Raw genomic sequence first — 1,215 nt, 5'->3', positions numbered from 1 at the left:
CGCCGCACTGGCGCTGGGCCTGGTTACCGCTGCACCCAACGACATCGACTGGGCCGACGAAATTCGCACGGCTTTGGAACAGCGCTCCACCATGTCGCCCGACGCCCTCACGGGTCTGGAAGCCAACCTGCGTTTTGCCCAAAAAGAGAACATGGCCACCCGCATCTTCGGCCGCTTGACTGCTTGGCAAAACTGGATCTTCCAGCGCCCCAACGCCGTCGGTGAAAAGGGTGCCCTGAAGGTCTATGGCAAAGGCGAAAAAGTCCAGTTCGACATGAACCGCGTTTGATGTTTTTGCGTTGTGCAGTGCTGAGCCCGGTGGTCCGCGCTGCAACCGAAATTTGACCCCACCGTTGCATTTTTTAATTTCTGGAGACTCTCATGTCCGGTATCAACTACAGCGAAAAGATTCCCAATAACGTCAACTTGAGCGAAGACCGCACCTTGCAGCGTGCGCTTGAGCAGTGGCAGCCCAACTTCATCAACTGGTGGGACGACATGGGCCCTGAGGGCTCGACCGACATGGACGTGTACCTGCGCACCGCCGTGAGCGTGGACCCGCAAGGCTGGGCCCAGTTCGGCCACGTCAAGATGCGCGACTACCGTTGGGGCGTGTTCTTGAACCCCGGCGAGCAAGACCGCAAGATCCATTTCGGTGACAATATCGGCGAGAAAGTTTGGCAAGACGTGCCTGGCGAACACCGCGCCAACCTGCGCCGCATCATCGTCACACAAGGCGACACCGAGCCTGCATCGGTGGAGCAGCAGCGCCACCTGGGCCTGACCGCGCCCAGCATGTACGACCTGCGAAACCTGTTCCAGATCAACGTCGAAGAAGGCCGTCACCTGTGGGCCATGGTGTACCTGCTGCACAAATATTTCGGCAAAGACGGCCGTGAAGAAGCCGATGCCCTGCTGCAACGCAACAGCGGTAACGAAGACAACCCCCGCATCTTGCAGGCGTTCAACGAGAAGACACCCGACTGGTTGAGCTTCTTCATGTTCACTTACTTCACCGACCGCGACGGCAAGTTCCAGTTGTGCGCTCTGGCCGAGTCGGCATTCGACCCATTGGCCCGCACCACCAAGTTCATGCTGACCGAAGAGGCGCACCACATGTTTGTGGGCGAGTCCGGCGTGAGCCGCACCATCCAGCGCACCGTTGATGTGATGAACCAGCTCAAGACCGACGACGTGGCCAAGCTGCGCGCTGCC

General features: G+C 59.3%; 1 protein-coding gene and 1 pseudogene. Both read left to right on the top strand.

Translation table 11 applies throughout. The features are described 5' to 3' along the window. Positions 1–289 (top strand): annotated as a pseudogene (locus Q0341_RS10525) (benzoyl-CoA-dihydrodiol lyase); the annotation flags it as partial. Positions 290–381: 92 nt separating this feature from the next. Next, positions 382–1,215: benzoyl-CoA 2,3-epoxidase subunit BoxB (gene boxB / locus Q0341_RS10520; RefSeq protein ID WP_299512987.1), on the top strand; the 834-nt coding region annotated here is incomplete at its 3' end.

Origin of the sequence: uncultured Limnohabitans sp. (assembly GCF_937889215.1) — a bacterium.
Taxonomy (GTDB): Bacteria; Pseudomonadota; Gammaproteobacteria; order Burkholderiales; family Burkholderiaceae_C; genus Limnohabitans_A.
This window is presented reverse-complemented; position numbering and strand designations above follow the sequence as displayed.